At 39.4% G+C, this 25,097-nt stretch carries 18 protein-coding genes; 6 read left to right on the forward strand and 12 right to left on the reverse strand.

Annotated elements, in window-relative coordinates; all coding sequences use genetic code 11:
* The first annotated feature begins 191 nt into the window (after nucleotides 1-191).
* Nucleotides 192-1,520, forward strand: a complete 1,329-nt coding sequence (locus J2756_RS07345) for a dihydroorotase (RefSeq protein WP_209584188.1) — start codon at nucleotides 192-194, stop codon at nucleotides 1,518-1,520.
* Nucleotides 1,521-1,789: 269 nt separating this feature from the next.
* Here the strand turns inward: J2756_RS07345 and J2756_RS07350 are convergent, their stop codons facing one another.
* Nucleotides 1,790-10,276, reverse strand: coding sequence for an isopeptide-forming domain-containing fimbrial protein (locus J2756_RS07350; protein ID WP_209584189.1), 8,487 nt, complete (start codon nucleotides 10,274-10,276; stop codon nucleotides 1,790-1,792).
* 363 nt (nucleotides 10,277-10,639) lie between these two features.
* Between J2756_RS07350 and J2756_RS07355 the strand changes: the two genes are divergently transcribed.
* Nucleotides 10,640-10,819 (forward strand): CooT family nickel-binding protein, encoded by a 180-nt coding sequence (locus J2756_RS07355; RefSeq protein WP_209584191.1) that lies wholly within the window; start codon nucleotides 10,640-10,642, stop codon nucleotides 10,817-10,819.
* A gap of 388 nt (nucleotides 10,820-11,207) precedes the next feature.
* Here the strand turns inward: J2756_RS07355 and J2756_RS07360 are convergent, their stop codons facing one another.
* From J2756_RS07360 to J2756_RS07375, 4 genes are read right to left on the reverse strand one after another with little or no spacing between them, the layout of a single operon-like run.
* A complete protein-coding gene (locus J2756_RS07360; protein ID WP_209584192.1) occupies nucleotides 11,208-12,443 on the reverse strand; it encodes a 4Fe-4S binding protein in 1,236 nt (411 codons plus the stop codon).
* Between the two features lie 18 nt (nucleotides 12,444-12,461).
* Nucleotides 12,462-13,880, reverse strand: a complete 1,419-nt coding sequence (gene mvhA / locus J2756_RS07365) for a F420-non-reducing hydrogenase subunit MvhA (protein ID WP_209584193.1) — start codon at nucleotides 13,878-13,880, stop codon at nucleotides 12,462-12,464.
* On the reverse strand, nucleotides 13,881-14,810 hold the full coding sequence (locus tag J2756_RS07370; protein ID WP_209584194.1) for an NADH-quinone oxidoreductase subunit B family protein: 930 nt from the start codon (nucleotides 14,808-14,810) through the stop codon (nucleotides 13,881-13,883).
* A 16-nt stretch (nucleotides 14,811-14,826) separates the two neighbouring features.
* Complete coding sequence (locus J2756_RS07375; protein WP_209584195.1) at nucleotides 14,827-15,255, reverse strand: hydrogenase iron-sulfur subunit; 429 nt, start codon at nucleotides 15,253-15,255, stop codon at nucleotides 14,827-14,829.
* Between the two features lie 584 nt (nucleotides 15,256-15,839).
* Here J2756_RS07375 and sufC point away from each other — a divergent pair.
* From sufC to fae, 3 genes are all read left to right on the forward strand, one after another.
* Nucleotides 15,840-16,607 (forward strand): Fe-S cluster assembly ATPase SufC, encoded by a 768-nt coding sequence (sufC, locus tag J2756_RS07380; protein WP_209584544.1) that lies wholly within the window; start codon nucleotides 15,840-15,842, stop codon nucleotides 16,605-16,607.
* On the forward strand, nucleotides 16,589-17,809 hold the full coding sequence (locus J2756_RS07385) for a SufB/SufD family protein (protein ID WP_209584196.1): 1,221 nt from the start codon (nucleotides 16,589-16,591) through the stop codon (nucleotides 17,807-17,809). Before sufC ends, J2756_RS07385 begins: the two co-directional genes overlap by 19 nt.
* 177 nt (nucleotides 17,810-17,986) lie before the next feature.
* Nucleotides 17,987-18,481 (forward strand): formaldehyde-activating enzyme, encoded by a 495-nt coding sequence (fae, locus tag J2756_RS07390; RefSeq protein WP_209584197.1) that lies wholly within the window; start codon nucleotides 17,987-17,989, stop codon nucleotides 18,479-18,481.
* Nucleotides 18,482-18,687: 206 nt separating this feature from the next.
* On the opposite strand, the gene J2756_RS07395 is transcribed toward fae, so the two are convergent.
* On the reverse strand, nucleotides 18,688-18,960 hold the full coding sequence (locus J2756_RS07395; RefSeq protein ID WP_209584198.1) for a PRC-barrel domain-containing protein: 273 nt from the start codon (nucleotides 18,958-18,960) through the stop codon (nucleotides 18,688-18,690).
* Between the two features lie 18 nt (nucleotides 18,961-18,978).
* Nucleotides 18,979-19,581, reverse strand: a complete 603-nt coding sequence (locus J2756_RS07400; protein WP_209584199.1) for an NTP transferase domain-containing protein — start codon at nucleotides 19,579-19,581, stop codon at nucleotides 18,979-18,981.
* A gap of 236 nt (nucleotides 19,582-19,817) precedes the next feature.
* Here J2756_RS07400 and J2756_RS07405 point away from each other — a divergent pair, with 236 nt between their 5' ends.
* Nucleotides 19,818-20,669 (forward strand): zinc metalloprotease HtpX, encoded by an 852-nt coding sequence (locus tag J2756_RS07405; RefSeq protein WP_209584201.1) that lies wholly within the window; start codon nucleotides 19,818-19,820, stop codon nucleotides 20,667-20,669.
* A gap of 356 nt (nucleotides 20,670-21,025) precedes the next feature.
* On the opposite strand, the gene J2756_RS07410 is transcribed toward J2756_RS07405, so the two are convergent.
* From J2756_RS07410 to mtrA, 5 genes are all read right to left on the reverse strand, one after another.
* Complete coding sequence (locus J2756_RS07410) at nucleotides 21,026-22,492, reverse strand: methanogenesis marker 14 protein (protein ID WP_394357545.1); 1,467 nt, start codon at nucleotides 22,490-22,492, stop codon at nucleotides 21,026-21,028.
* A 449-nt stretch (nucleotides 22,493-22,941) separates the two neighbouring features.
* Nucleotides 22,942-23,874 carry a tetrahydromethanopterin S-methyltransferase subunit H gene (mtrH, locus tag J2756_RS07415; RefSeq protein ID WP_209584205.1) on the reverse strand — a complete coding sequence of 311 codons (933 nt, stop codon included), beginning with the start codon at nucleotides 23,872-23,874 and terminating at the stop codon, nucleotides 22,942-22,944.
* 19 nt (nucleotides 23,875-23,893) lie between these two features.
* Nucleotides 23,894-24,145 carry a tetrahydromethanopterin S-methyltransferase subunit MtrG gene (gene mtrG, locus J2756_RS07420; protein ID WP_209584207.1) on the reverse strand — a complete coding sequence of 84 codons (252 nt, stop codon included), beginning with the start codon at nucleotides 24,143-24,145 and terminating at the stop codon, nucleotides 23,894-23,896.
* 3 nt (nucleotides 24,146-24,148) lie between these two features.
* On the reverse strand, nucleotides 24,149-24,352 hold the full coding sequence (gene mtrF, locus J2756_RS07425; protein WP_209584209.1) for a tetrahydromethanopterin S-methyltransferase subunit F: 204 nt from the start codon (nucleotides 24,350-24,352) through the stop codon (nucleotides 24,149-24,151).
* Nucleotides 24,353-24,364: 12 nt separating this feature from the next.
* Nucleotides 24,365-25,087, reverse strand: coding sequence for a tetrahydromethanopterin S-methyltransferase subunit A (gene mtrA / locus J2756_RS07430; protein WP_209584211.1), 723 nt, complete (start codon nucleotides 25,085-25,087; stop codon nucleotides 24,365-24,367).
* Between the last annotated feature and the right edge of the window lie 10 nt (nucleotides 25,088-25,097).

Consider the following 25,097-nt stretch of genomic DNA (forward strand, 5'->3'; position numbering starts at 1 on the left):
CAATAACTCATTTTAACGCATTAACTGATAAATTAAAATAATTACAACTTTTTAATAGTTTTAAGTTCATATATACTTACAAATATTTTTATAAGGTTTATAATCGAAAATTTATTATAAAACATAAGTATCATAACTCCAATTCAATTAGATAATAATTAAAATATAATTAGAAATTTAAAGGTGTTCCAATGTCGGATCTCGCTCTCCTAAACTGCAACATTCCTGGAATAAATGAAAACTGCACTGTCGAAGTTGAAAATGGAAAAATAAAGTCCATAAAAAAGATAGGACCCAAATGTGATAAAATCATTGATTTAAAGGGTAAGATTCTGCTTCCAGGACTTATAGATGCCCATGTGCACATGAGAGACCCAGGTTTAACCTACAAGGAAGACTGGAAGACTGGAAGCCGTGCTGCTGCCTCTGGAGGTTTTACAACTGTTCTTGACATGCCCAACACAGACCCTAAAACCACCACGGCAGAAAGGTTCAAGGAAAAGATTCAAATTGCAGGTTCAAAGAGTGTTGTGGATTTTGGGCTTCATGCAGGGGTTGAAAAACTTGATGAAATCCCTAAGATTGCAAAGCTGCATCCATCATCCTTCAAGATATTCGCGGATATTGTTGACAACGGTTTTTTAATGGATGCATTCAATGAAGTGTCCAAACTTAAATACAATCCTTCAACACAAGGACAAAAAGCTGAAAAATATCCTTTCAAACCATTAATATCTCTTCACTGTGAAGATAAGGATATTGTAAGGCACTGCACAGATAAGCTGAAGTTTGGGGGGGTTTCAGATTCAAAGGTTTACTCCAGGGCAAGACCTGCCCTTGCAGAGGAAGTTTCAGTTTCAAATATAGTTACAATGGCTGAACACTCCAATATTCATGTTCACATATGTCACGTCAGCACCAGTAAGTCGCTTGAAATCATCAGGAGGGCGGAACTTGCAGGGTGCATGGTCACATGTGAAGCAACACCCCATCACTTACTTCTTGATTCATCATCATTTGAAGAATTTGGTACCCTTGCAAAAACCAATCCTCCACTGCGAGATGGGAAATACAGGATCAAAATCTCCGACCTTGACAGCATTGACATAGTTGGTACGGATCATGCCCCACATGAACTTCTGGAGAAGGGCAGAGATGTTTGGAATGCGCCTCCAGGAATTCCCGGACTTGAAACTGCATTGTCGCTCCTTTTAACCCAAATAAACAGGAAGGAACTTTCATTTAAAAGGTTGATAAAGCTGCTCTCAGAGAATCCGGCTAGAATCTTTAACATACCCAAGAAGGGATCCATAAAGGAAGGAATGGATGCAGATTTTGTTGTTGTGGATATGAAAAGGGAAGGAGTTGTAGACCCTAAAACCTTCCAGAGCAAAGCTGAATACAGTCCATTTGAAGGTTTCCAAGTTAAGGGGATGCCTGTTATGACCCTTGTCAGGGGTAACGTGGTTATGGATGAGGGAGAAGTGTTTGAGAAGAAGGGGAAGTTCATCCACAGTTGAATACATTTTAACATATTTTTTATTTTTTTATCCCTTTAAAAAACAATTTTACAAAAAAAATAATCTGAAATAGTGATTATTTGAACTTTTTTTCAATGAAATAGAACTTAAATATGAAAATAACGTATTGTAATCACATTATAATTATGAAGATTTTTTTTATTAAATTTTCATTATAAAAAAATAATATTAAAAGGGAAACGCAAAAAAAGTATTCTAAACTTTTTTTACACTTCTTTTACCTTTTGTAACTCTTTTACCCTACATTTTTACCGTTTTTTAAATCCAAACCCCGCAACAATCATGAGCACGGCCAGTAAAAGTGCTGCAAGTGGTACAGCTGTTGGTTTCATTGGAACTGTTTTTCCATTTTTATCGGGATTATTTGGCACTGGCTGGGGAGTTACAATGACTCCTGCTACAGATGAAGTGGGATAAAGACTTGGGTCGTATGTTTCCGAATAAGCATGTGCATGGTTCTCTAAAGACCCTAAAACTTCAACACCACATTTGATTGTTAAAACTGCTGTTGTACCATTGGGAAGATCTCCAATTGTCCATATTCCAGTGTTTGGATCGTATGATCCATAGTTAGCAGTTGAAGATAAATATTTTAATCCCTTTGGAAGTTTATCCTCAACGTAAACCTTCACAGCTGTGTCAGGACCATGATTCTGCACTATTAAAGTGAAAATCACTGTTTCATGGATGTGAAGTTTTAGTGGACTGGCTGTTTTGGTTATTGAAAGCGCTGCGGCTGCAGGCACGTTCAGAGTCTTTGAATCGTTGTTATTTTCAGGGTTAGGATCGTACTCATTTTCTGCAGTTTTATTGACAACATTGGTTAAGTTTCCTGTTTTAAAAACCTGAGCAAGTATGGTTAAAGTTGAATTGAGCCCATTTCCGAGTGTTCCAACTGTCCAAACACCACTTGTTGAGTTGTAGAATCCCTGATCAACAGATGAAGATATAAATTTCAGACCATCTGGAAGTAAATCAGTTACAGCAACTCCTGTAGCTTCATCAGGACCGTAGTTGGTCACAGTAATTGTGAAGGTCACATTCTGAGTGTAGTTAGGTGTTGAGTTACTTGCATCTTTTTTAACCTCTATATCAGCTGTTTTAACCCTTATTTCATAGGAAGATGTTTTATCTTCTGTGTTGGGATCAGTTGTCTGGGATGAAACTGTTGCAGTGTTCGTGAAGTTGTCATGATTGGTTGCATTCTCAGTTCCCCTTAAAAGTACTGTTAAATTCTGGTTGGGTTCCATATTACCCAGTAAAATACTTCCAATCCACTGGTTCCATGTTATTCCATTGTCGAGGCTGAATTCGGGATTAAGAATAACTGATGGAACATTATCATTTAAAGTTACTCCAAATGCTGTTGAAGGTCCTCTGTTACCTAAGTTTATGGTGTAAGTTACAATGCCTCCAGGAATAACCGGGTTTGGTGTTCCTGTTTTCTCAACAAAAACATCAACCTGAGCCACTACTGTGGTGTTCCACTCATCAGAACTGCCTGCAGGATCCGTTGGGGAAGTTACATTCGCAGTGTTTGTAGCCACTATGCTGTTTAACTCCTCACCTGATGATGATGTGGCATTTGGAAGAATATATCCTCTTATCTGTATTACAAGGTCTTGGCCTGCTGTTAAAGGCTGTAACCATAGTAAATGATTGTTCCATTCAGTCCAAACTGTGCTGTATCCCACAACAAAGTACTCAACATTGGTGAGCACTCCTGGAACGTTGTCGGATATTGTCAGCTGTGATGAGTCAGATGGGCCATTGTTGTGTATGGTCAGTGTGTAGGTTATGCTATCTTTTCCAGCGGTTAAAGGTCCTGAAGGTCCTGTTTTTGTAATTATAAGAGAATCTTTGTTTCCAACGTCTGTTAAAACCGTACTCGTGTTATCCGATGGTAAGGGATCTGCAGTTGTTGATGTTACAGTTGCTGTGTTGTTTATCTGTCCTGAAGGTGCTGAGGAAGTAAGCGTTGATCTTACAGCGATTGTTACATTGTTTTCTGCACCAGGCATTATGTCTCCCAAGTTTAAGATCCATGAACCTGAAGGTATGTTGATCCATGATCCTCCATTAATGGAGTACTGTGGGTTAACAAGACGGTTAAACCATGGTACTAGGAAAGTATCATTTAACACTGCATTTACAGCTGTGTCTGGCCCTTTATTTATCACAGTTATTGTGTAGTTCAATGGTTCACCAGCATTCAAACTGGAGGGTCCAACCTTCTTAACTACGAGATCAGCACCTAAAACATGCACCTGAACATTTCCAGTTGTGTAATAATCATTTAGAACTCCAGGTCCTGAAGGCCCATCACTTCCCGTTCTTCTATTAGGATTATCTGAAGGTCCTGATGCGTAGGTTAAAACTGCAGTGTTTGTAAGGTTCATTCCTGCAAGGTTGTAGCCATTGTTCACGCTACAGTTGAATGTGAAAATTGCAGTTCCATCAAACAATGTCAGTAATGGTGACGAGAAAGTTAAAGTGTTGCCTGAAACTGTTAAGCTCCATGTTGGAGGTAAAACCTCTGAACCTGGGACGTAGGTTAAGCCTGATGGAAGTGTGTCCACCACTTGTACGTCGTATGCATCTGCTGTGCTTGCTGCTGTGTGTTTAACAGTTACTGTGTATGTGAACTGTTCTCCTGTGTTCAAATTGGTTTTACTGGCTGTTTTTGTTACCTGAAGGTTTGGTTCCACCACTGTGGCTGTTGCCTGAGATGACCCTCCATTCAAGTAATTTCCGGGATTCTGAGGGTCTGCAAAGTACATGTTAGCAGTGTTTGTGAGTGTGACCCCGTTCTGGTTTGAGAGAACATTTCCCACAAGTCCGTAGTAATCCAAATAAAGGGTTCCGGATTGGGTTGCATTGATCCAGCCAATGCTGAAGTTCAGTGTGCCAGTTCCAGAAACTTGAGGAACAGTGAACTCTGTTAAAACACCTGTTGAAGGAGTTAGAGTTGCACTTCCAGTTACATATGAGGTTCCAGTGGCCATTACATCGGTTAAATACATGTCCTCAGTAACCCCTGCTGGAAGGGTTATGGTTATCCTGTAATGTACCTGACCCCCTACAGAGGACTGGCTGCTGCCAACGATTACCTTGGAAATCGTTGGTTTCCTTGCAGTTACAGTTGCTGTTGAATTTGAGTATAAGTTGTTAAGAGCTCCTTGGAATGGATCGCCAGTTCTTTTACCATCATCTGCACCAGGATTTCCTGGTGTGGCGTTGTTTGTACCATGATCACCGGGTAATGTTGTTCCTGTGAAATTAACCGTGTTTGTAACGTTCTGGTCACCGTATTTAACATTTGGATTTACAGTGGCGTTGTAGGTGATATTCAGATATTCACCTGGCATCAACCTGTCAACTGTGATGTTAAGAACTCCTGCAGTTGAAAAGTCATGGAAAACAATTCCTGCATTGCTTGGAGTGATTATAAGGTGGTTGTAATCAAGTCCTGTGTAATCTGGAAGTAAAAGATCCAGAACCTGAAGGTTGTATGCTGGTGCTCCATTGGTTATATTGTTGTTTTGAACCTGAACCCTGAAAGTCACATTCTGTCCACCCTCAACAGAAGCTGATGGAACTGGACTTAAAACCTGTTTTGATGAGAATAACTGTGGCACAATCACATTTAGAGCAGGAGAACTGGTTGTGCTTGAACTGGTCTGTCCAGTAGCATTTTGATACGTGAATGTTAAACTGTTGGGTATGGTGTCCCCCCTCTGATTCTGACTGTTCAAAACAACTGCATTGAATATAATGGTTATAGTGCCATTATGAAGTCCATCAGTACCAGTATAAGTGATGTTTCCCAGATTAAATACAATATTTGAAGCTGTTGTTGGATCTATACTTTCAAATACGTTTACCTGGCTGAAGTTGAATCCTGTTGCAGTTATATTACCCGTGCTTCTTTTTATCTGGGCAGAACCATTCAAATATTTTAATTTAGAACTTAAAATATCATTTAAGTTAACATTTATTGTTTTTCCCTCAGGAACAGTTAAATTAAGTTGGTAGGTTACAACTTCGCCTATCATAACATTTGTTCCGGTGGAATCTGGTTCTGAAGTTGAATTTATTGTTTTAGAGGCACTTGGAGCAACCGTACTTATAGTTACATTGTTGGAAGTCACTGCAGGATAAATCCTGCTTTCACTGTAGCTTGAAGGTAGCGACCTGAAGCTCTGGATCGTTGCATTGTTGATGAAAGATGAATTGGATGGCACATCTTTCATTGCGTTGACCGTAAAGATGAATTGTAAGGTTTGACCAGGGTTGATAACTGTTGTATCATCGGCTGCAACTATGTTAACAGTATTACCTGTTATGGATATGTTAAATCCGGTTACTGGGGTGTAGCTGAATTTAGTTAGGTCGAAGAGTGTTGAATTCAAGACATCCGTGAGTTTAAGATTGTAGGCAGGTGATCCTCCATTGTTGGTCACGTTAAGGGTTACGGTCATCTTATCACCCCCATCAACTGTTGTTGGTGTGACTGATTTAGATACTGAAAGTTTTGGTTCAACGATTGTTGCAGTTTTTGTAGCTGTAAATGGTGATGCTGTGTTTTCATTCCATGTGAGGCTCACTGTGTTGGTTTTTGTTGGAACTGTGGCGTTGTTAATTGTTTGATTTAAAACCAGTGCCTGTAGATCTATATAAAATGGGTTGTTTGAAGTTGTACTGTTTGTTAAACCTGAAAACAGGAAGGTTATGGATTGTCCTGAAACTGTTACAGTTGGAATTGGAATTACTCCACTGAAGTTTGTGGTGTTAACAACATAAACTCCCGCGTACTGGAAACCATTTGGAAGAGTGTCAACAATTTTAAGGTTGTTAAAGACACCTGTTGGCATTGTTACAGGTATCCTGTATGTTACGTATTCCCCAACCGTAAGGTTGCCTGTTGTTCCGTGTATACTTGAGGTTAAGATGTTTTTGCCTATTGTGGGGTTTCCAGTTCGAAGTACAGCCGAACCTGAGTCAGTGTACTGCCTGCTGCTTGTATCAGGGTTTGTTCCATCCCAAGGCAGTGAATAATAGTTTGCTGTTGCAGTGTTGGTGTACCTTGGTCCAATCACAAGATCAGGCAAAATTTTAACCGTGAAGGTGAAGGTTTTTGTCTGTCCAACAGCTATGTCCCCACCAGTGTAAGTTACAACACCATTAGAATAGTTGTAAATAAACCCGGAAGCTGTTGTTCCTTCCGCAACACTTGTTAGATCGAATATCTGACTTCCGTTTGTTCCGTTTAATGGATCCGTTATAACCGTATTGTAGGCAGTTGAACTACCCGTATTTTTAACTGTGATCGTTACGGTTACAGTTTGTCCTCCCTGAACCGGATTCGGGCTGAAGGATTTAGTAACACTCAGTTGAGGTTCCACAACATTCACTGAAGCCGTCTTTGTTATTGGTGAGTTTCCAGGGTCTGTCCAGCTAAGTGTTGCACTGTTGGTTTTTGGGTTTCCAGGGTTGTGTGCAGGGTTTGAAGTGCTGTTTGCAACAATAAAGTCAAGATCTATGTAGAATATATTGTTGGAACCTGATGTTGTGTTGGATGTTCCTGAAAATAGGAATGTTAACACATTACCACTTTGGCTTAAACTTATGGGGGCTAAAGATCCTACATAAACTGGACCTGTTGTGTTTAAATAGTAACCAAGATATGTTAAGCCATTTGGAAGTGTGTCAACAATTTTCAGATTAGTTATCTGCCCTCCAGGAAGGGTTACAGCAAGTCTGAACCTTCCCTTTTCCCCGATTGTTAAATTATTTCCTGTGCTGATTCCAGTAATAGAACCAAGATATGATTTGGTGAATTGAGGTTTTGGAGTTGTTACTGTTGCTGTTGAACTGTAATCTGCAGGATTTGTCACATAATTTGGGCTTCCGGTTAGGGGTGATGATGTGTAATTGGTAACATTTGCCGTGTTTGTTAAGCTTTGATTTGGATATACATTGCCCAGCAGCGCTTGGTAAGTGATGATTATGGTGTCCATGTTGACATGAGCTGAATCATTTGCAGCGTAAATTGGATATAGAGTCCCAAAGTTTAAACCAGTTCCAAATAGGTCGCCTAATCCAGTAATATCTATAGATTGGCCGTTTTGGTATGTTGCAGTTACACCGGTTATGGACTGGACGTAGTTAGGGAAGAAAAGGTTCTTGAAGTTGTCAATTACATTAACGTTGTATGCAGTTGCATGCCCATCATTTTGAACTTTTATTGTGTAGGTTACAGTGTCTCCACCTTGGGCTGTGGTTGTGTTTGCAGTTTTTGTGATTGTTATATGAGGCTCCTGAGTTTTTAATGAAACAATTTTGTTGTCTGCGAATGTCTCCATGAAAGTGTTGTTGTACTGGATGTTCATCAAATTCGTGAGGTAAAGTGAATCTGCCATTGGTTCATTTGTAGCTGTTACAGTGAATAAAATGTGAACTAAACTCATTGGCTGTGTTGCATTGTAAGCATTTCCATAAATAAAGCTTAATGTGTTCTGAACAGGATCAACAACAAGGGTAGGAATTTTTCCTGTAAGAGCACTGAATGTGTCATCACCTGCAAGACTCCACTGACCCGTAGATGGCAAAGTTCCCTGGGCTACAGGTGCCTGACCATTTGAAAATCCGATTGTCCATAAAAATGGGAGCGGCAGGTAATCTGTTATGCTGAAATTTTCAAGGTTGGTTGTTGGTACAGAAACTGTGAGTGAAAATGTGACTGTGTCACCGGGTTTAACATGATTTCCCGCAATAGGATCTGAACCGTTGATCTTGTAAATAGATTTTTCTGCAGTTGGAGAAACTATCTGTATTCGAGTCCCACTTCCATCGGATACAGAACTGTTATTTTCAATAAGTTTTGCAGAACCTGTTACTGAATTTTTTATGTAATCATTTGAAACTATTGGATGGTTAGACGGATTTTCATAGTTCACATTTATCTGGGACCAGAAGTTAATTGAACCCTGTGTTGCTCCGTTGTTAACTCCAGTGTAATTACCCCCCTCCAGTACACCATCAACAAATCCATTGTTTATCAACAATTGGGATACATTGAATACAAGATAGGTTTCACCAGTTGTGCTGTTGTGGATCATCTGGAAAACCGATGAATCAAGAAGGTTGAAGTTCAGGTTGTAGGTTCCACTTGGAAGGTGTAACGTCAGGGTTGGTGTGTGTGATGCATCCTGAAGGAATGTTTGACCGTCACCAAGTGTATCATTTATCACGAGTTCTTTGAGTGAAAAGAAATCTGATACTTGGAAGTTGACTGTGTACTTCAGAATGTCCAGGGGTTTGTGGTTAGTTGAATTCGTTGTATCAGTAACACCCTTCTGCACTGCAAGTGATTTCAATTTTAGTGTATAACTGTCACTTGAGGAAACTGTGTTTGAAAGGTAGGTTCCATTGACTGTCGCGTTGTTGGTTGCATTGCTTGTTGCACCGGTCAATGGATCAAGTACATAATTTGATGTGTTGTCAAATTTTGGTGCGAAGACTGTGTACTTCACAACCCTATCTGGGCCAAGCACTCCAGTTATGGATCCAAAGTTGATTATGATTTTTCCACCAGGGGTTGTTTTTGATGGCTGCTGGATTACTGTTCCACCTGCCGGATCAACTATCTGAACAAACTGGAGGTTTCCAGGAATATTATCAACAAGGGTTACGTTGTTAACTGTTTGTCCATTTGCAATATCAACAGTTAACGTGTAGATCACAGGGTAGTTGGATCCTGTGGCTGTTTCCTGTTCATGGGCATCGCTGGTCTTTGTGAGTTTTATAACCGTTGGTGTTACAGGTGCTGTTGAACTTACACCCCGAAGTGGTGTGGTTCCTGTTGGTGTTGCACCGTAACGGAACACTGGGTATGCCGTTATGTTTAGAGGGACACCAAGTGTTGCATTTCCATCTATGGTTGCATTGAGGCTGAGTACTGCTTCAGGTTCCAGAGTTGTGAAACTTCCGAGGGGGTACTGGATTATCAATAGGTGTGAGCCAGGAGTTCCTGTAACAGTCAGCCCAGTAAGTGCATCAACCAATATTCCAGATGCTGGGAAGATCCCGTTATCTGTAACAGTCACACTTGATCCAAGGTAGGTCACAGTTGATGGGTTTAAGGTTACACCGGAAGGTGTTATGAGTTCAATGTAAGGACCGTAACCTGTAACATCTCCACCATCTTTGAAGCTCACCTGAAAGTTAAAGGTCTCATTTATAAATGTTGAATTTGGTGCTGTTACAGTTGCAACTGGTATTGGTCCCAGTTTGAAGTTTGCAATACCTACAAGATTTTCTGAAGAATTATTTGTTTCCGGTGTCACAGCAACATCTTTTGTTTCAGGTACGTGTCCTGTGTGGCTTGCTGTGACCATGAAATTTCTTTCATCACTTGAAAAGTTCAGTGTGTAAACTCCAGAAGCATCTGTGGTTGTGGTTCCAATGAAGTTACCGTTTAAAGAGTTAGCAGTAATTGTGACTCCGCTGAAAGGCAGTCCGTTGTCGCAACGAGTGACGTTACCTGAAATGGTTATGTTATCTGTTGAAACATTAGAAATATTATTATTTGTTTGATCATTAAAACTAGAATTGGTTAAATTAGCACTGGAATTAAAATTTGTGTTATTATTTGGCGTATCTGCAGCTGCTGCTGTTCCGCAGAGTGCCATTATTAATAAGAAAGTTGTGAACAGTAATATTTTAGTTTTCACAGATTTTATCCTCCTTAATATGAAACAGCTTGAAATTAATGCATTTTAAATATTATACTTGTTTTATAGCCGTAATATATGTTTAAATTTCCATGAAGTCTGTGAATGAAATTATTATACATCGTGCAATTAAGTAGGCCTATAAAACAACTATATTGTTTCTTTCATCATATTTAAAAGTAGTTACTTGTTCTACAGTCACCAAAAGCAGTTAAACATACACAAAGATAAAATAAGTATTAAATTATGATTAATAATGAAAATAAAATTAATATGAAGACATAATTTTAGAAAGGAAGTTACTATTTTGGAAAAATTATATCTACCCTTTAAAATATAATAGAATAAAATAAGGTGATAAAAATGTGTGAATCAACAGTTTACAGTACAGACGGCGAGAAAATCATGGAAGATGTGCTCCACATAAAAATTGAAGGGGAAAAAATTCATCTTGCAGATGTTCTGAACCAGGCAAAGGATATTAAAGGCAAAATCGTTGAGATAGACCTGGACAAACATGGAATATACATTGAACTAATTTAATTTAACTTTTTTTAAAATACATTGAATGAATCTATTGATCCTTTTTATTAACCATCCGGATATTCTCATTAAAAATATTATTTTTAAGTTTAACTTCTTTAAATCCAATTTCTGAACTTTTTAAATCATTATTTTTTTTAGTGTTCTTTAATTAAAGATTATTAATCCGCATTTTTCTAAAATAAATATCAATAGGACTTAAAATAAGATATTAAACAAATTTTATGTAATTAAATAAATTTTGGATAAATTATTCTTCTAAGATAAATTATGATAAAATAAGCAGTATATGATGATTAAGCTTAAAAAGATTTGACTCTTACAATGATTTCGTTTTAAAAATAAAAAAAATAGGTTTTGGTGGATGTTCCACCCTTTAAAACCATGTTTATTTGATGGATAATGCGTTTTTCGGACATGCAGGTATGCACTGGTCACAGAGTATGCAGAACCCTTTGAGGGGTACTTTTTCATCTTCTGTGAGTTTGAGCATGTTGTATGGACAAACTTCAACACAGTCTCCACATTGGGTACATTTGTCAGGGCTGTACTCTATCCTGCTTCGTTTGACGGTTTCACCATCAACGACTTTTTCTATCTCTGAAATTGAGAGTGCTCCTTCAGGACATGCAGTTGTACATGCACCGCAACGGGTACACATAGCAAATGCTGGTTCTCCATCGACTTTTGTCTGGGATGGAACTTCCATTCCTGTTTGGGTAACTACCCTCATTGCATCGTTAGGACAGGTGTTTGCACATGCACCTATGAAGTCACATTTGCTCTCGTCCCATACAAGTCCTTCTTCAGAAGCAGGTTTTGCTGGTCCGAGTTCAACTTCAAGGTCTATTGCATCCACAGGACACAATTTTTCGCACAGTCCACATGCTGTACATACTTCTGGGAGCTCCACTGATAATGAAGCTGGTTTTGGTGTTATGAAGTCTCCTGGACATTCTTCAACACATACGTTACAACCTATACAGGTGTCATCGTCCACTTCAAATTTGAGCATTTCCTTTGCACGTTTCACTGGCTTTTTAGCTGAGATGTAAACTGCATTCCATGGGCAGGTCTGTGCACAGACACCACATTTTATACAGGTTTCCTCATCTATTGAAATGCTTTCTCCAATTTCTGGAAGGGTTATTGCATCAACTGGACATTCTTCAACACACATTCCACATCCAACACAATCGATGATGTCTATAGGTCCTTCAAGTTCCACATCCATAGTTTTAGGCTCTTTAACGCCTTCAATTCCTATGACTTCAACAGGACATATGTCAGCACATTTCTGGCACATAACACAGTATCCTTCGAGTGGAATCTTTTCCCCTTCTTCAAGTTTCAGTGTTTTTGGTGGACAAATATCCACACAGTCTCCACATTCATTGCACAGATTTGGGTTGAACACTATACGAGTTTGGTTTTTACCGCTCTCATCAATTGCAAGTTCGTCAGTTTTCAATGCACCGGTTGGGCAGATATCCACACATTTTGGTTCATCACCACAGACATTGCAGTAAGCCACATCTTCAGGTGACACTACTATGGCTGCTGTTGGACATGTGCCTTGACATGCCCCGCATCTAATGCAGTCTTCCTTATTGACTACTATCATTTTTCTCACCTTAATCGGTTAGATTTTATTTATGAGGTGTCCCTCACTGTCGAATACTTCTACTGTTGCGAGTTTCATCTGTGTGTCAATTGTGTGGGTTGCACATGATAGACATGGGTCGTATGCCCTTATTACCATCTCCATTAAGTTGAAGATTTTGTCGTCTACTTCTACTCCCGGTTTTATGTAGTCTTTTGCAACTTTCTGAATACCCATTTCCATTGCAGGGTTGTTCTGGATTGTTGCAACAACTATGTTTGCTTTGGTTATTAATCCGTTCTCATCAGTCTGGTAGTGGTGGGTTAAGGTTCCCCTTGCTGCTTCCACTATTCCTACACCTTCACCTTCACCTGTAGGTCTTTCGATAGCATCTGGGAATTTCTGTCCGGATAAGTCTCCTTCTAATGTGTCAGCAGCAGATTCTGCAGCAGCTAAAAGTTCTATGAGCCTTGCCCAGTGGAACAGTAATGGTTCCTGTGCGTATCCAAAGTTTTCCCTGAATTCATTCAGGTATTCATTTGCCTTTGGTGTTGGCATTTTGTCTGCAACGTTGATCCTTGATAATGGAGCAACCCTGTAGATACCGTCTGGGTATCCTAAGTCTTTTATGTATGGGAATTTGAGCCAGGAGTATGGTTTAACATGTTCTGCCATGTAGTCGAGGTATTTCTCGCTTCCAAATTCAGCGTACATCTTACCTTCTTTGTCTTTCATCCTGACGTCACCGTTGTAAACATCCCATACACCGTTGTTAACCAGACCGCAGTGGTAGGTTTCTACGTAACCTAAGTCTTTAACAAGGTCTATGTTTTCCATGAAGATTGGTTTTGCTGTTTCAAGCGTTGCTTCAGCCAGTTCAATGTTCCTCTGTGCCTTTTTGAGGAGGTCTGCCTGGGTTTCTTCGTCGAGTTCTGTGGAGATACCACCGATTGTGGATGATGTTGGGTGAATTGGCCTTCCACCAACTGCTTTAACTATGTCTAAAGCATTTCTCCTGAGTTCTATTGCCTGTAATGCAAGTTCTGGTGCGTCTTTTATGATCTGGAAGACGTTCCTTGTTTTGTGATCTTTTCCTGCTATGAAGTCAGGTGCTGATAAGAAGTAGAAGCTGAGTGCGTGGGAGTGCATGAATGAACCCCAGTTCATCAGTTCCCTCATTTTGTATGCATCTGGTAAAATCTCATCATCTTTGAAACCAAAGCACTGATCTGCTGCTTTTGCAGCTGCAAGGTGGTGCTGTACATCACAGATACCACATATCCTTGGTACGATCCTTGATGCTTCCTCCACTGGCCTTCCCTGCAGGAATTTTTCGAATCCACGGAACTCCATAACGTGGAGTCTAGTTTCTTCAACATTTCCAGCATCATCGAGATGTACCGTGATTTTTGCGTGACCTTCAATTCTTGTCACAGGTTCCATTGTTAATTTAACCATTTATTTTCCCTCCTTTTGCATCTTCATTGGTATTAATGCAGCTGGGAGTGTGAATGTATAGAATGTTCCTACAATATCCTCTAACTCGTTTGCAACTTCTTCTGGGTCAACAGTTTTGTCTTCTTCAACACCGAAGTCAGATCCTATTGCACTTATCATTTTTGCGCCTTGATCAATGACTTTTCCGGTTGGTCCGTAGCATCCCCTACATGGAATACCTATTGAAGGACATTCTGCACCACATAGTGACATTGTTGCAGGTCCCATACATACCAGTCCCTGTGGTACAAGACAAAGTTCTTCTTCTGGTTTACCCAGTTGGAACTGCCTTATGATTTTGTCCATAGCCATTCCTTCTGGTGGCTTTTCTCTTGGACATACTTCACAAAGGTTTGTTGTTGGTACTGATATTTCTTCACCTTTGAGTAATGCTAAAACTATTTCAGCGACTACATCTGACCTTGGTGGGCATCCAGGTAAAGTTAAATCCACATCTATTGCTTCTGCAAGTGGCCTTACCCTGCTTTCAAGGTGTGGTACATCCTCTGAAGGGATTACTCCTTCATCGTTGTATGTACTTGGTGAGTTTATGTAAGCTTCTTCTATGAGTTCTTCAGTTGTGGAGAGGTTTCCAAGTCCTGGAATTCCTCCGTAAGCAGCACATGTACCGTATGATATAACGAATTTTGCCTTTCCCCTTAACATTTCTGCAAGTTCACGGTTTTCTTCGTTACGAATTCCACCTTCTACTATTAAAACGTCGATGTCATCTGGAACTTCGTCGTACTTTACGTCCATGAGCACTGGGCTGAATTCAAATTCTGCCAGTTCTAACACATCTAAAAGTGACTCGTGTAAGTCAGCAATAGATAAGTGACAGCCGGAACATCCGCCCAACCACATTGTTGCTATTTTAGCTTTTTCTGCCATTCTTTAAGCCTCCGTTTTATGCTTCAGCCGCTAACTGTTCTTTCAGTGGGGACTTACCCAGTCCCTTTATGCGGTTTACCATCATTGTAACGGTTTTTGCGAATTTTTCTCCTTCAGATGCTGAAATCCAGTCGTGGTGTATTCTTTCCCTTCCAATTCCTAGGTCATCTGCGAGTTTGTAGATTAATCTCATTCTTCTGTCTAATTTGTAGTTTCCTGCGTCGTAGTGACAGTCGCCCATGTGGCATCCTGCTACTAACACACCATCTGCTCCTTCCTTGAATGCTTTAAAAACAAACTGTGGTTCGATACGTCCAGAGCACATTACCCTGATAACTCGAACGTTTGGAGGATATTGCATCCTTGCGGTACCAGCAGTGTCGGCTCCCCCGTAGGAGCACCAGTTACAACAAAACATAACGATTTTTACATCATCCTCAGCCATAGAGTTTCCTCCTCGATTTAATTGATGTACTATCAATGTACGAATATTGTTGTACCATCAATGTACAGTATATGAATATAAAAAGAGTTATTATAAAGGTTACTTATAAAACAAAGTCGAAAAGGTTATATATTAGAATACCAATGGCATTGTTTTTAATACACATTAAAGAGGATATTATTTTCATCTGATATACATATGCGCAGCCCATTTTATTTAAAATCATTTTTAAATCCAATTTTGAGACTTATTGTGATTTAAGATGAAAAATTTTTCAATTCTTTCACTGCATTGGAAATTGATATTGATATTTGATTATCTGATGAAAGGGTATCCTATTAAAAATTTTAGATGAATGAATTTTTTTTAAAAGAAATATTTATACTATCATTTTGTTATCATCAACTCCATGAAATTGGCCAAAACCTACAAATAATACAGATCAGATCTAAAGCTGGATGACTTAAATCAAATTATTTATCTTAATAAAAACATAAAATAAGGTACTTTCAGTGTTTTTATTTTTTCAATAAATCTAAATTTAAAAAACACTCCAAGTTAAACCAAAAATGGTGGTGGTTGAACTGCTGCTTGAAATAACCGATCTAGCGGTTGAAGTTAATGGAAAAGAAATTTTAAGTGATATAGATTTGTATATCGAAAAGGGAGAAACCCATGTCCTTTTAGGACCAAACGGAACAGGTAAAAGTACTCTATTCATGAGCATCCTTGGATTTCCTAAGTACAACGTGACAAGAGGTGAGATAATCTTCAAGGGGGAGGACATAACCCACCTCACAACAACTGAGCGTGTTGAACTTGGTGTTGGTGTGAGTTTCCAGAACCCTCCAGCAATAAGGGGTGTCAGGCTCAAAGACCTTTTAAGGCTTGAAAGCAGGAAAAAGGGTATTGAAACAGATGAAGATGAACTGGATCCTGAAACACTGGCCCTTGCAAGAACACTCAAATTCGATGAGAAGTTCCTTGAACGTGACGTGAACCTTGGATTTTCAGGTGGAGAAGTTAAACGATCAGAGATACTTCAACTCCTTGCACAGAAACCAGATTTCATAATGTTCGATGAACCAGACTCTGGTGTGGACATTGAAAATGTGGAGCTTCTTGCAAGTGAGATAAACACTCTCCTTGAAAAGGATAAAAAACCTGGTCTCCGACAAAAATCAGGACTTTTGATAACCCATTTAGGTTACATCCTGAACTTCGTTGGTGCCAACAGGGCACACGTTCTCATGGACGGCAGAATAGCATGTTCAGGAGATCCAAATGAAATATTAGATGACATAAGAAAAGAAGGATTTAAAGGGTGTGTGAAATGTTGCCAAACACATTAGAACGTGCTGAAAAAGCTAAAAAGAAAAAAGCTGCCCTTGGAGAAGATGTAAACATCGAAGAGTTTGAAAGGGAAAATCCAGAGGAACATGAAAAAATAGACTCCCTTGAAGACCTTCCAAAAAAGGCCCAGGAAACACTCCTGAAGGTTGGTGTAGACCCATCAGGTGAGGGAAGAAGCGGTTCATTCCTCCAGATGGATCAATCAAACGTCTGCACAAACTGTCAGTCTGAATCAGTTGAACTCATGGGAATGAAACAGGCACTAGACAAGTACGACTGGCTTCAGGATTACATGTGGAAGGCAGTACAGGTTGATGCAGATAAATACACAGCCCAGACAGCTCTTGGAGAGACAAGTGGATACTTCATCCGGTCATTACCTGGATCCAAGGAAGTGTTCCCAATCCAGGCATGCATGTTCATAGGTGATGAGAACGTTGCACAAACTGCCCACAACATCATCATTGCAGAGGAAAATTCAGAACTTCACATAATAACAGGATGTTCAACAGGTTCAGATGTTCTGTCTGCAATGCACGTTGGTGTTTCAGAGTTCTACCTCAAGAAGGGAGCTAAGATCACCTTCACAATGGTACACAACTGGGCTGAGCAGGTGGAAGTCAGACCACGTACTGGTATTATAATGGGTGATGACTCAACCTACATCTCAAACTACATACTCACAAGTCCCGTTCGAACCATACAAGCTTATCCAACAGCTTACTGCCAGGGAGAAAACTCAAAGGTGCTCTTCCAGTCCATACTCAGCGGTAAGAAAGATTCCGTATTGGATCAGGGATCCAGGGCCATTTTAACGGGCAAAAATTCCAGTGCTGAGATGGTTACCCGTGCAGTTTCCAATGATGAATCCCAAATATACACAAGGGGACATCTTGCAGGAAGATCTCCTGATGTTAAAGGCCATTTAGAGTGTATGGGTCTCGTGTTATCAGATGATTCAATGATTTACTCCGTTCCAGAGCTTGAAGGTGCTGCAACAGACATGGAACTTTCCCACGAAGCAGCTGTTGGTAAAATAGCTGAAGAAGAAGTTTTATACCTCATGTCCAGGGGTTTAACTGAAGAGGAAGCAGCTTCCATGATCGTCAGGGGATTCCTGAGCATGGATATAACGGGTCTGCCACCAGAGCTTGCATCTGAAACCAAGAAGATGATAGACTTGAGTGTCAAGGGAATGTAAAAAAAATCAGATCCAACTGATTAACAAAACTTTTCATTCCGATTTTTTTTCTTTTTTTTAGAATTTCAAATTTTATGCATTAATTCACCTGGTAATTCAGTTACATGATCATTCAAAGACTTGAGTTATTTAAAAAATGATTTGAAAAGATTAAATGAAAAAGAGAGGTGTTTTGATATGTACATAAATGGTGAAGCTCTTATTGGAGATGGAAACGAAGTTGCACATATAGATTTGTTAATAGGTGACAAAGAAGGTCCTATAGGTCAGGCATTTGCAAATGCACTGGCAAATCCTGTGGAAAAACACACACCACTTTTTGCTGTTGTTGCACCAAACATGGTGTGTAAACCAATAACCATGCTCCTGCCTAAAGTCAGCATTCAAAACCTGGACGATACAACCAAAATATTCGGACCCGCCCAGAGAGCCGTTGCAATGGCAGTTTCAGACTGTGTTGAAGACGGAACAATCATGAAAGAAATGGTTGAAGATATATGTATACTCTGCGGTGTTTTTATTCATCCAGAAGCCGAAGATCCAGACAAGATCTATGAGTACAACTACGAAGCAACAAAGCTGGCAATAAAACGTGCTTTTGCAGATGAACCATCTATAGAAGAAATATTAGCTAAAAAAGATTCTTTAAAACATCCATTCTTCTACAGATAACTGTTTTGAACTTTTGAAATAAATTTTAATAAGATTTCTACACTTTTTTAAAATAGTTAATTCCTTTAATTTTTGATTAAATCTTTAATTTTAATTTTTAATTAAATTTATTTTTGATTATAAACTTGCAAAAATAGAGCTGTGTTACTTATGACATTATTTAAAGTATCTATCTGAAAATTTTCAGAAAAAATAAGGGTGAAAATTTATTCTGATATTATTATGAACTCCCCTACCTTCTCAACCTTACCAAAGGGCACTAAAAGATTGTCCCCTTTTTTCTTTGCACCTTTAACGTTGACGTTGCGACCTTTTTCCACTTTTATAACAACATCAGTTATTTTACCGGTTTTACCGTTTATTATGAGTTCTTCAAGTTCGCCCAGTATTCTTGCATTGTTCGTTGCAACCTGGTATCCTCTGATTTCACTCCATACCTTTTCTTCCCCTTTTATGAGTTTCCTCTCTTCAACAACCATACTATCACCTGCAAGTTTTCATTTATGAGTTTGCCTTAAAAGTTCCTCTAAAATTATTATGTCACTACAGCTATTAATATTTAAGGCCAACTCAACCTTCCCCATTATAAGAACTTCCTCATCTTGTTGCTTGTTGGTACTTCTTAATATATTTAATCCCGATGGAACCATATCTCCCATTATTATACTTGGTTTTAGACCATTTTCCCTGAAAATTTCAAGTGGAACTGCAACACACATTGCAGGTTTACCACATAATTCATAGTCAATGATCACTTCATCAATTGTTTCACCATCAATTAGAGGTAAATCCGATGTTATTGTAACTATAACCTCATTTTCATCTTCAGGATATCTTTTTGATATGAAGAATGCGAGGTCTTCAATGTAACCGTCTCCAGGTGTTTCAAAGACATCTACCCCAATTTTTTGGGCAAATTTTGAGGTTTTTGGTGTGTTTGGGCTGGTTGCAACAATGATCCTGTCCAGTTTGCTGGAGTTTCTCGCAGCTTCAATCACATGTTGGATCATGGGTTTTCCTGCAATTTTTATGAGGGGTTTTTCACCTTCAAGTATCATTCTACTGCCTTTTCCACCGGCCATTATCAAAGCTGTTATCATGTGATCCTCCAATTATTTCGGCACAATTTTGCAGAACTCTGCATCATCCAATTTTTCAAGTTACTGTAATGGTAAGATTTATATAACTCCTACCCTTAATATAACATTCCTTAGAGAAATTAGCTAAAGAGGGTATTCAAAGGATTATGTTCAGAAAGAAATTTTTTTTGGAATTATTTACTAAATTAACCACATATAACCCCTTAAAACTGAAAAAAATCACGTGGTGATATTTAATGTTTGAAAATTTAAAGACTGTTTTCTTACTCACGGTGCTCACCCTTATTCTCGTGGGTATAGGATACTTTATAGGATCATTATTTGGAATTGGACAATTCGGGGCACTCATAGCCCTTTTAATAGCTGCAGTTATGAACTTCACATCCTACTTCTTCTCAGACAGAATAGTTCTGAGGATGTACAGGGCAAAGGAAGTTTCAGAGGCAGAAGCACCTGTTCTTCATCAGATAGTTTCTGAACTTTCAATGAACGCTGGAATACCAAAACCAAGAATTGCGATCATTGAAACTGCAACACCCAACGCATTTGCAACGGGTAGAAGTCCAAGTAATGCAGTTGTAGCTGTTACAACTGGTATTTTGAACCTTCTGGACAGGGATGAACTTGAAGGTGTGATAGCCCACGAACTAAGCCATGTTAAACACAGGGACATCCTTATAAGTGCCGTTGTGGCAACTGTAGCCGGTGCAATAGCATGGATAGCCAACTTCGCCCAGTTCTTTGCATTCTTCGGCGGTGATGGGGATGATGCTGGTGGAATCCTTGGACTGATACTCATGAGCATATTCGCACCAATCGCTGCAATGTTAATCCAGCTTGCAATCAGCAGGTCCAGGGAGTTCAAGGCAGATGAAGGCGGAGCTAAAGTTTCAGGAAAACCATGGGCACTTGCAAATGCACTTAGAAAACTTGAAATGGGAATAAATGCTCGCCCTATGGATGCTAATCCCTCAACAGCCCACATGTTCATAGCAAACCCATTTGGAGGAAGGGGCAGTAGATTCGTCAAGCTTTTTTCAACCCACCCACCAATGGAAGAGAGGATACACAAGTTAATGGAGATGTGAATCCCTTAACACTCCCCTATTTTTTAAGTTTTTTGAAATCTTTTTTAATAAAAATTTTTTATAAAAAATAGTTATTTTTACAGAGTTTTACCCATTATAAGAAATTTTATGATGAAATGAGAATTTCATAGAAATATTTTAGTTCCAGTGCATCATCTTTTTTTTTAATGGAGAGTTTAAAACTAAAAAAATCAATTTATTAGTGAATTATTAATTCTGAAGTGTTAAACTAAATCTAAAAAATTAGAATGAATAAAAAAAATAGTGTGAAATAGGTTTTAAATTAAAAATAGATAATTTGAGTGTAAACTTGGCGAAAATATTACTAAAATCACTCTTTTTAAACTCAAATGAACCTATTTCTTCTGAAGCTTCCTTCTCTGACCCAATATACAAGGACCACCATGTCTTCCACCTACAGGAACCTTTGGAGTTCCTATTGAGTTCATACACCTTGCCATCATGGCAGATCCCATTCCAAGAGCATCAGAAACGAATATCACATCTTCAAAGTATTTTTTGGAATATTCAAGGATGAGTTCAGGTTTTTTGCCTGTGATCCCTGCCCTTCCAGTCACACCCAGTACAGAACCTTCTTCCACAACTCCTTCCTCAAAGGCTTCTTCTATGAGCCTTTTAACCACCATTGCACTCACATGGTCCAGGGTTGCAAAGAGGGTGTGTATCCCTGAAGCTTCGTAGATCTCATGTCCAAAACTGGTTAGTTCAGATATTTCATCCCCATTCTTTCCAACGTCACAGCCTATCAGGGTTGTACCTGCTGCATATGCTGCTTTAGGATCTACAGGTACAGTTCCAAACCTTTCACGACCCTCAGGCACCTTTCTTATGTCAACGTGTTCATGGGCTTCTTCAGCATATTTTTTGGCGGTTTTCCAATCTGCACCTTTTATTATTCCCTTTTTGTAGAGGTCCAGGGCTGCACCTCCTCTTTTATCCACCTTTTCTGTTCCACGGATTATTGAGTCGGATATTGCTCCTGCAAGTCCGCAGAAGTTGCCCACTGTCCTTGAGTAGGGTTCCTGGCTGTTGGTGATACGGCCTGCGAGTGTGGTTCCAAAGTCCATTGAAACACATGGATCCCTGAAGTCAACCTCAGTCCATTTTGCACCCAGCTTTATTCCTGCTGTAACTAATTCCCCTTCCATCTCATTTGCTACAACTGCCCTTCCAGTTGGTGGTAAAACACTCACAACTGCACCATCGAACATCACCTGATCTATGTAGGTGTATTCCTGGAGGCGTTCAGGGAAGTTTTCCTTACTCATTGCAGGGGACATCTTCCTTGGAGGTATTCCTGCTTCAAGACATCCATTTGCAAGGGCTATTATTAGGTCTCCAACCTCATCCGGTGAGGCAAATCCCGCTGTAACACCTGTTGATCTGACAACGAAGTCCAGATCTTTATTTATATCAACATGGGCCTTCTTCAGGGATTCAAGTATGGTGTTCTTTACCATTTCAGATACTGATTCCTTGGTGAGTTCAACCTTCCACACTGTTTCCCCAAAAACCTTTTCCCCTTTTTTTGGTGGGCGGATGTCACGCGTCATCTTCACTGTCTTATCAAGAAGGTAAGTTCTACTTGTTCTGAGGTTCGTGGCAGTTAATATGCATTTTGTGGTGGTGTTTCCAAGTTCAACCGATGCAACCACATAGTACGTATCCGGTTTCATTAAAAGACCGGATCCCGCTGTTTTTTTCATGTAAGACGTTGATTTGATATCTTCAATTCTTATGTAATTACTTTTGGCCATTATGGGTTTTGGACCCAATCCCAGTAGTTTAGCAAAACGTGACAAATGATACCCCCTAAAAAAATTAATATTTAAACTCTTTCTAAGGTATAAATTCATTTTAATGGTAATATAAATCTTGTGAAAAAATTTTTCATTCGATGCTCAATGAAGTCTCCTTGAAAACTCTCTCTAAAATATCATCTGGCAGATATTTCAATAGTTAAAACCCATCTTTATCCATTGGAAATCTAAAAAATTAATAAAAACTATTCTTTAATAAAAATAAAATATATCTGCAGGTTATCAGCGTGTACTTCCCTTCTCAGGCTTGTGACTCTTTTACGGCAATTTTGAATGGTTTCTTTGAAATTTTTTTAGAAAAAGGGGGATTGTGATTTTTATAGATTTTAATTAAAAATAGTACAAAAAAAATATAAAAATAGGTTATTTGACGACCTGAGTCATCAATTCACCTTTACTCCTATTTAACTCAACAATATTTTGTTACAGTTTTATAAGAGTTTGAACATTGGGTGTCCTTCAACTGCTTCAGTGCCTAAATCTTTGGCAGCTTCTGCTATGAAGATATCAGCCATTGCACATGCTGGGAAAGCAAGTTTTGCGTTTTCTATAGGTCCAAAGAGAACGAAGTCTCCACCTGCCATCTGCTGGACAAGGTTGGAACCTATGTCACAAACAGGCCATGCTTCTTTGTGTTCTTTTTTGTAGCCCCTGAGCCAATCCCATGCTGAAGGCACGTTGTGGATACCGCTTCCAACAGGGAATCCCCATTTGCTTTTCTCAACAAAGGAAGTTCTGACTGCTACACCTGCACCCTGTCCGAGTGGGGTAACTGCAGTGTCCATGAGTGGTTTATCGATTCCGCACTCTTCAGCCATCTGCATAAGACCTTTGTCTAATGTACTTCCACCATCTTCCCATATACTTACTTTACCATCTACTGTTGGTTCCATAGGGTTGAATCCTAGAACTATGGATGCTGTAAGGTCAGATTCTTTAACTGCTTCAAGTTCAGCAGCATCTGCAGCCATGTTTATGGAGTTGTATATAGCCCTGTCAGCTAAACCAACTTCTGTAGCATAGTTTGCACCTGCAACTCTTGCATCACCAGAGGTAGAGTCTATCAGGAATGGTGCGTCTGTGAAGTCACCTACAAATTCCAAATATTTAACAAGAGCTTCAGAAGTAGCTCCAAATACCTGTACTAAACAAGGGTTTCCTGTTACGTCAGACATTTCTTCCATGGTTTTTATTAATTCTTCAGCTTTCGCTTTGTCGAAAATTCCTGCTTTTTCATCTTCAATGATTTTGTGCCCACCGTAAAAGATGGTTCCTGCTAAAACAGTTGGATATTCACCTGGCTGTCCACCGACTTTAACACCAGCTATATCTAAAACAACTTGTTCTTTGTCAAATCTAAACATACGTAATCCTCCTATTAAATTAGACTCCACCAAATGCGGATAGGATTGCTCCTACTTTTACAACTTTGAATGCGATAAACAGGATTATGAGACCTATCATAATACCGTATAGGATTCCTATATCCCTGCCTATTTGTTGACCCATTCTCTGGGAGATTTCGCCGTAGTTGAACTCAACTTTTTCTTCAACATCGTCTAATCTCTCGTTTGCTTTGTTGAACTCGTCTGAAGGGACGATGACACGCGGTACAACATTTTTATCATCTGTCATAACTTATGCCCCCCTGATGATGACCCATACTACTGGTAAGCCTACAAGAAGCATTGCGAATACAAATCCTATGGCCATACCATAGATCCTTGTGTTTATTAAACCTGCAAACAACCTCTGGTCCCTACCAATCAACTGGGTACGAATTTTTATATCTTCTACAGTTTTTTTAATTCCTCTAACGTTAGGTTTGTTTGATATTAACATGTTTAACCCCCGTTATTTCAAGAGTAAGATGGTTCCAAGAGTTAAGATGAATGCTAAACCTATAACAAGTCCCTGAACTTTTCCAGCGTACATACCTGCAAAAATCCTCTGGTTTGCACCGATCCCTTTGATCTGTGTCTGTATGTTACGGATTCTTGCATCAATTAATGCTGTTTCAGGTGTTACTGGTTTAACTTCTTCACCTTCTTCCTCTTCACCTTCTTCCTCTGAGATCTCTATGACCATTGCTTCTTCTTCAAAGGCACCTGGATCTTTTTCTATGCACTCTTTTACTTTAGACTGGATAGATGCAGCGTCCTCAACATCTATGAGGTCCACTAATTCCAGCTGCTGCTGGAATCTTTCTATTCCTTCATCAGGTACGTTTTCAACGTATGGTATAGCTCCAGTTGCACCTAAGATGCTTCTCTTTTCTGGGTCAACACCATTTTCGTGTAGCGCCTGTATACTCTGACCGGTGATGTGTCCCTGCACCTCTGATCCACAGAGTATGAGGAACCTTATGTTCGGGTTGGATATTATGTTAGCTATGACCTTCTCGACTCCGAGGTTTTCGGTTTTGCATGGTCCTGCTATTGCTGCGCCTGCATCTGCTGGCACATCTTCAATGTGAGAAGCTAGTGTAACTGCTGCAACAGGGCTTTCTGGGTCTCCGACCACGTAGTCACCGTTTACGACAGGCCATCCTTCTGCGGGTGATTTTTTATCAGCCATTCTTTATACC

The sequence above is a fragment of the Methanobacterium aggregans genome, from assembly GCF_017874455.1.
Taxonomy (GTDB): Archaea; Methanobacteriota; Methanobacteria; order Methanobacteriales; family Methanobacteriaceae; genus Methanobacterium_C; species Methanobacterium_C aggregans.

What these genes read in the sequence shown, in the direction of transcription:
- J2756_RS07345 (WP_209584188.1), top strand. Translation starts at nt 192, where the DNA reads ATGTCGGATCTCGCTCTCCTAAACTGCAACATTCCTGGAATAAATGAA.
- J2756_RS07355 (WP_209584191.1), top strand. Translation starts at nt 10,640, where the DNA reads ATGTGTGAATCAACAGTTTACAGTACAGACGGCGAGAAAATCATGGAA.
- J2756_RS07360 (WP_209584192.1), bottom strand. Translation starts at nt 12,443, where the DNA reads ATGATAGTAGTCAATAAGGAAGACTGCATTAGATGCGGGGCATGTCAA.
- mvhA (WP_209584193.1), bottom strand. Translation starts at nt 13,880, where the DNA reads ATGGTTAAATTAACAATGGAACCTGTGACAAGAATTGAAGGTCACGCA.
- J2756_RS07370 (WP_209584194.1), bottom strand. Translation starts at nt 14,810, where the DNA reads ATGGCAGAAAAAGCTAAAATAGCAACAATGTGGTTGGGCGGATGTTCC.
- J2756_RS07375 (WP_209584195.1), bottom strand. Translation starts at nt 15,255, where the DNA reads ATGGCTGAGGATGATGTAAAAATCGTTATGTTTTGTTGTAACTGGTGC.
- J2756_RS07385 (WP_209584196.1), top strand. Translation starts at nt 16,589, where the DNA reads ATGTTGCCAAACACATTAGAACGTGCTGAAAAAGCTAAAAAGAAAAAA.
- fae (WP_209584197.1), top strand. Translation starts at nt 17,987, where the DNA reads ATGTACATAAATGGTGAAGCTCTTATTGGAGATGGAAACGAAGTTGCA.
- J2756_RS07395 (WP_209584198.1), bottom strand. Translation starts at nt 18,960, where the DNA reads ATGGTTGTTGAAGAGAGGAAACTCATAAAAGGGGAAGAAAAGGTATGG.
- J2756_RS07400 (WP_209584199.1), bottom strand. Translation starts at nt 19,581, where the DNA reads ATGATAACAGCTTTGATAATGGCCGGTGGAAAAGGCAGTAGAATGATA.
- J2756_RS07405 (WP_209584201.1), top strand. Translation starts at nt 19,818, where the DNA reads ATGTTTGAAAATTTAAAGACTGTTTTCTTACTCACGGTGCTCACCCTT.
- mtrH (WP_209584205.1), bottom strand. Translation starts at nt 23,874, where the DNA reads ATGTTTAGATTTGACAAAGAACAAGTTGTTTTAGATATAGCTGGTGTT.
- mtrG (WP_209584207.1), bottom strand. Translation starts at nt 24,145, where the DNA reads ATGACAGATGATAAAAATGTTGTACCGCGTGTCATCGTCCCTTCAGAC.
- mtrF (WP_209584209.1), bottom strand. Translation starts at nt 24,352, where the DNA reads ATGTTAATATCAAACAAACCTAACGTTAGAGGAATTAAAAAAACTGTA.
- mtrA (WP_209584211.1), bottom strand. Translation starts at nt 25,087, where the DNA reads ATGGCTGATAAAAAATCACCCGCAGAAGGATGGCCTGTCGTAAACGGT.